The organism is Burkholderia sp. Ac-20392, assembly GCF_017104585.1.
Taxonomy (GTDB): domain Bacteria; phylum Pseudomonadota; class Gammaproteobacteria; order Burkholderiales; family Burkholderiaceae; genus Burkholderia; species Burkholderia lata.
In genome coordinates this window covers 1-3,982 of sequence record NZ_JAAGPB010000636.1, presented here as the reverse complement: position 1 = coordinate 3,982, position 3,982 = coordinate 1, and the positions used below count along the sequence as shown (strand labels likewise).

The 3,982-nt window shown below is 68.5% G+C and carries 4 protein-coding genes and 1 pseudogene; 3 read left to right on the top strand and 2 right to left on the bottom strand.

The genetic code is table 11. The features are described 5' to 3' along the window. Together G3N99_RS35945 and G3N99_RS35940 are read left to right on the top strand one after the other, a co-directional pair. A pseudogene (locus G3N99_RS35945) lies at positions 1–865 on the top strand (c-type cytochrome); the annotation flags it as partial. A 97-nt stretch (positions 866–962) separates the two neighbouring features. Beyond that, positions 963–1,238 (top strand): hypothetical protein, encoded by a 276-nt coding sequence (locus G3N99_RS35940; protein WP_206124737.1) that lies wholly within the window; start codon positions 963–965, stop codon positions 1,236–1,238. An 81-nt stretch (positions 1,239–1,319) separates the two neighbouring features. On the opposite strand, the gene G3N99_RS35935 is transcribed toward G3N99_RS35940, so the two are convergent. Next, positions 1,320–2,804, bottom strand: coding sequence for a PLP-dependent aminotransferase family protein (locus G3N99_RS35935; protein ID WP_206124736.1), 1,485 nt, complete (start codon positions 2,802–2,804; stop codon positions 1,320–1,322). A 203-nt stretch (positions 2,805–3,007) separates the two neighbouring features. Between G3N99_RS35935 and G3N99_RS35930 the strand changes: the two genes are divergently transcribed. Then, entirely contained in the window at positions 3,008–3,358 is a 351-nt protein-coding gene (locus G3N99_RS35930; RefSeq protein WP_206124735.1) for a hypothetical protein, read from the top strand. Between the two features lie 154 nt (positions 3,359–3,512). Here the strand turns inward: G3N99_RS35930 and G3N99_RS35925 are convergent, their stop codons facing one another. After that, positions 3,513–3,935: a DUF6691 family protein gene (locus G3N99_RS35925; protein WP_206124734.1), complete on the bottom strand. Its 423-nt coding sequence runs from the start codon at positions 3,933–3,935 to the stop codon at positions 3,513–3,515. Positions 3,936–3,982 lie beyond the last annotated feature (47 nt).

The following is a 3,982-nucleotide window of genomic DNA, read 5'->3' as shown; positions in this document are numbered from 1 at the left end:
CCGCGGGCCGCTGTTCGATCCGAACGAAATGAACAACCGGTCGCCGGCCGCGCTGCTGCGCAAGGTCGACGCGACCGAACTCGCGCCCGAGCTCGCCGCGCGCTTCGGCGCGCCGGTGCGGCGCGAGCCCGAGCAGCTGGTGCGGGCGATGGGCCTGGCCGTAGAGGCCTATCTGCAGAGCGACGAGATGGCGCCGTTCACGTCGCGCTTCGACGCGTTCCTGCGCACGCGCAAGCCGCTCGCGCCGGCCGAGATGCGCGGCCTCGCGCTGTTCCGCAATCCGGACAAGGGCAACTGCATGAGCTGCCATACGCTGTCGGAGACGTCGAGCCGCCCGGAGCGTTCGCTCTTCACCGATTTCGGCTACGACGCGATCGCGGTGCCGCGCAACCGCGCGCTGCCGGCGAACCGCGATCCGCGCCATTTCGACAACGGGCTGTGCGACACCGCACGGCGGCTGCGCTGGCCCGAGCCGACGCAATGGTGCGGCTACCTGCGCACGCCGGGGCTGCGCAACGTCGCGGTCAAGCAGACGTTCATGCACAACGGCGTGTTCACGACGCTGCGCGACGCGGTCGCGTTCTACAACACGCGCTCGACCGACCCGGGCTTCTGGTATCACGGGGCCAGAACGTTCGACGACGTGCCGGCCGCCTATCGCGGCAACATCAACGTCAACTCGACGCCGATGAACCGCCGGCCCGGCACGCCGCCCGCGCTGACCGACGCGGAAATCGACGATATCGTCGCGTTCCTCGGCACGCTGACGGACGCGCGCTATACGCAGGTTGCGGCCCCCGTGGCGCCCGCTGCCCCTGCTGGCCCTGCTGGCCGGATCACGCGAACCGCCTTACCGGCTCGCTGACCCTGGCCGAACGGCCAGCCAGACGCGCACCCGCTTGCGGCCGCCGCAAACACTGGTTATATTTACAGTACTGTATTTATGAACAGTGAGGTGCGAGATGGAACATCTGGTCCGTATCGTCAACGAAGCCGATCGCCAAGTGCTGGCGTGGCTTCGCGCCCAGGTCGGCGATGCCCGCGTCGAGCGCGCGGCTCGCCAGCTCGGGCATACGCGCAAGCCCTTCCCGTCCGGCGTATGCCGGTATCTGGGCATGAGCGCGCCGGCCACGCTGCGCCAGGCCGAACGGCCGCGCGCCGCACGCGATTTCTCGGTCGGTGATCGTTACCTGTCGCTGATCCGCCAGCACCTCGCCACGCATTCGGCCAGCCGATGAAATGGCGGCGGCTTGCCGCGTCGGTGGCCCGGAAAGCTGCGGGGCTCGCATATTCGCAAGCCTCGCCGGTCGCCACCGCGCTTAGGTGGCCGCCATGGCTTCCCGTACGAGGCGGCCCAGCGTTTCGAACGCCGCTTCGTGCGCCGCATCGAACACGCGCGTGCAAGCGAGCCGGATATAGCCGTCGAAGCGGTCGGAATTCGAGAAGATCGAACCGGGCGCGATCCTGACGCCGTGTGCGAGCGCGGCATCGAACAGCGGCTCCGAACGCACACCGTCCGGCAGCGCAATCCACAGCAGCATCCCGCCCGGCGGCTGGTTCATCCGGGTTCCGGCCGGGAAATGCCGTGCAATCGCATCGATCGTCACGTCGCGCTGCACGCGCAACTGTTCGCGGAACCTGTGCAGATGGCGATCGAACGCGCCCGAACCGACGAATTCGGCCGCAACGGCCTGCAGCAACGCTGCGTTGTGCCGGCTGTGCGCGAACTTCAGCATCTTCACGCGCGCGTGCCAGCGCCCCGCGCTGATCCAGCCGAGCCGCATCCCGGGGGCCAGCACCTTGTTGAACGACGGGCAGTAGAGCACCGTGCCGTCGCGATCCCATGCCTTCACCGGCTTGACCGGCTGCGGCGCCTCGACGAGCTCGCGATAAGGCTCGTCCTCGATCACGGCCACGCCATGGCGCGAACAGAGCGAGACGAGCGCGGCCTTGCGCTCGTCGGGCATCACGCAGCCGAGCGGGTTCTGCAGGTTCGGCACGACCACCACGGCCCGAATGTCCGGGTACGCGGTCAGCGCCACTTCGAGCGCCTCGATCGACAGGCCGGTTGTCGGGCTGGCCGGGATTTCGAGCGCGCGCAAGCCGAGGCTTTCGAGCAACTGGATCAAGCCGAAGAAGGCCGGCGATTCGATCGCGATCGTGTCGCCGGGGCGCGCCACCGCGCGCAATGCGAGATTCACGGCATCGACGCCGCCACTCGTCGACATCACGTCGTCCGGCGTCACCGTCACGCCATACGACAGCGCGCGCTTGGCCATCGTCTGCCGGAATTCGGGCGAACCGCCAACAGGCCCCGCATCGGTCAGCAACGTGGGCTTGCGCCGCAACAGGCGGATCGCGAGCGCCTGCAGGCGCTCGGCCGGGTACAGCGTGGCCAGCGCGGACGCCCCGCCGAGATTCAGCGCATCGGGCGCCGCATTTGCACGGTCGATCACGCGCGACACGCGTTCGTGCAGGCCCGCGAACGGCGGCTCGACGCTCAGCGGCGGCCCGTCGCTTTCCGGCAGCGTTTCGAGCGCGACCGCCGCGCGGCGCCGCACGAAGTAGCCGGAGCGCGGCTTCGCCTCGCACCAGCCCGTATCCTCGAGCCGCCGGAATGCCTGGATCGCGGTCGACAGGCTCACGCCGTGCTGTGCCATGAATGCGCGCACCGACGGCATCCGGTCGCCGGGCGACAGCGTGCCGGCCGCGATGATGCGGCGGTAATGCTCGGCGAGCCGTTCGTAAAGCGGTTCGCCGTCCATCGGCAAGGGCGGGCGGGATGAATCGGTGAAAGGCGTCATGCAGCCGATCGTGCCCGCGCGGCCAATCGCACGCCAGATACAGATTCCGGGGAAACCCACCGATACAGCGACACAAAATCGTCGTCTGCACCGCAACAGATTCCCGGCCCCTGAATCTGTCGTGCCGGTGCCCGTTTCCCTAACCTGATTGCACGCTGTCGCCTCGCCGTCGCAAGGCCGCGCAACCGGGAAAGGAAATCGCCATGCGGACGCATCACATCCGGCTCGACGCCGGGCAAAGCCACTTTGCGTGGTTCGACAAGGGAAGCCAGGTGATCGTGCTGGATGGCGCGCTTGCGGTCACGCTGCGTCACGGCGGGCTGGACTGGCTGCCCGACGCGCCGCAGCACATTCGCCGCCTGCTCGACGAGGGCGAATGCCTGACGCTCGAGACAGCCGGTCATGTGGCGCTGTCGGCCGGCGGCACGGGTGCGGTCAGTACGACGGTCATGGAGCCGAGTGAACGGCCCGGCGTGTTCGCGGTGTGGCTCGCGATCCTGCGCCGGCTGTCCGAACGGATACGCGGTGGCCATCACGTGCGCGAACACTCCTGAATTGGAGACTTGCCGCGTCACCACGGAGCATCAAGCCGACACCGCGACATCCGGCGGAGGTCTGGAGCGATCCGGTTCGGCCGCACTCGTGCAGATCGACCAACCGTGACCAGTCCAACCGCCGGAGCCTGCCTGCCACGCGGCGGTCACGACATCACCGCACGTTCCTGCGCCGCTCGATCCACTCGAACACCGCCATCCCTGCCAGCATCGCGACGACGAACACGATTCCCTTCGCCGATCCAAAGCCAATCGACACGATCGCGGGCCCCGGGCAGAACCCGGCGATCCCCCAGCCGATGCCGAACACGGCACTTCCCGCAACCAGCCGCACGGTGATCGCCCGCACCGCCGGCAACTGCATCGGCAAGCCGAGCCACGTCCGGGTCCGGCGCTTCGCCCAGGCAAACGCGAACACGGCCACGCCCGTCGCGCCGGCCATCACGAACGCGAGCGACGGATCCCAGCGGCCCGCCACGTCGAGAAAGCCGAGCACCTTCTGCGGATTGGCCATGCCCGACACGATGAGGCCGACGCCGAACAGCAGCCCCGCCAGAAACGCGAACCCTGCCTGCATGTCAGCCTCCCAGCACGTGCTGTCGCACGAAGACGGTTACGAAGCCA

Excerpts from the sequence above, each read along its gene's own strand:
- G3N99_RS35930 (WP_206124735.1), top strand. The coding sequence starts at position 3,008 with ATGCGGACGCATCACATCCGGCTCGACGCCGGGCAAAGCCACTTTGCG.
- G3N99_RS35925 (WP_206124734.1), bottom strand. The coding sequence starts at position 3,935 with ATGCAGGCAGGGTTCGCGTTTCTGGCGGGGCTGCTGTTCGGCGTCGGC.
- G3N99_RS35935 (WP_206124736.1), bottom strand. The coding sequence starts at position 2,804 with ATGACGCCTTTCACCGATTCATCCCGCCCGCCCTTGCCGATGGACGGC.
- G3N99_RS35940 (WP_206124737.1), top strand. The coding sequence starts at position 963 with ATGGAACATCTGGTCCGTATCGTCAACGAAGCCGATCGCCAAGTGCTG.